Source organism: Roseburia zhanii (assembly GCF_014287635.1).
GTDB lineage: Bacteria > Bacillota > Clostridia > Lachnospirales > Lachnospiraceae > Roseburia_B > Roseburia_B zhanii.
In genome coordinates this window covers 1-627 of record NZ_JACOPH010000091.1, presented here as the reverse complement: position 1 = coordinate 627, position 627 = coordinate 1, and the positions used below count along the sequence as shown (strand labels likewise).

Annotated in this window: 1 protein-coding gene and 1 pseudogene; both read right to left on the bottom strand. The window is 43.1% G+C overall.

Annotation, left to right across the window (positions count from 1 at the left end):
* On the bottom strand, positions 1 to 408 hold the full coding sequence (locus tag H8S17_RS16320; protein WP_055307226.1) for a PrgI family protein: 408 nt from the start codon (positions 406 to 408) through the stop codon (positions 1 to 3).
* A 12-nt stretch (positions 409 to 420) separates the two neighbouring features.
* Positions 421 to 627 (bottom strand): annotated as a pseudogene (locus H8S17_RS16315) (VirB6/TrbL-like conjugal transfer protein, CD1112 family); the annotation flags it as partial.

The window sequence follows — 627 nt, the reverse complement described above, 5'->3', positions numbered from 1 at the left end:
TTATAACTGCTTTTTCTGCGGCTTTCCGGTTCTGCCTTTTGCTTTTTCTTCAAGATAACGAACCTCCCTTCGTAATTTTTCTTTTTCTTCCAACTGCTTGTATAAGTTCTCTGACCGGTATGGTCTTATGCCCGGTGTGAGTATCTTCTGCCGGAGCATAAAATACAAAATCTTCTCTGCCGGAAATCCGTTTTTTTCATACATTGCAAAAAAGAAGAATGGAAGCATTGCTCCCATCATAAGAAGTGATGCGGCTGATGTTCCGATCAGTCCCTTTGTTAAAAAATACAAGGGTATCCCGGCTACTGCCGCACCGCTGAAACAGATGATCTGTCTCTTTGTTAAGTTCAGTGCCACTTTTGTCTTGATACCGGACAAATCCTTCGGCACCTGCACGGATATTGCCATATCGTTCCTCCCTTAGTGCGCATTCCAGATAGATTTCGATAATGAACCAGTCTTAAAGAGTGAAAAGCATAAAATAACGGTATATGCTGCCACCGACCAGAGTGCCGTATGCAGGTTGTCGGATACTGCCACACCAGCCACAAGCACTGCATAGATTGCAACGCATACCATCATAAAAAATCCCTGAAATGCTAGAGCACAAAGCCCCTTAAAATAATT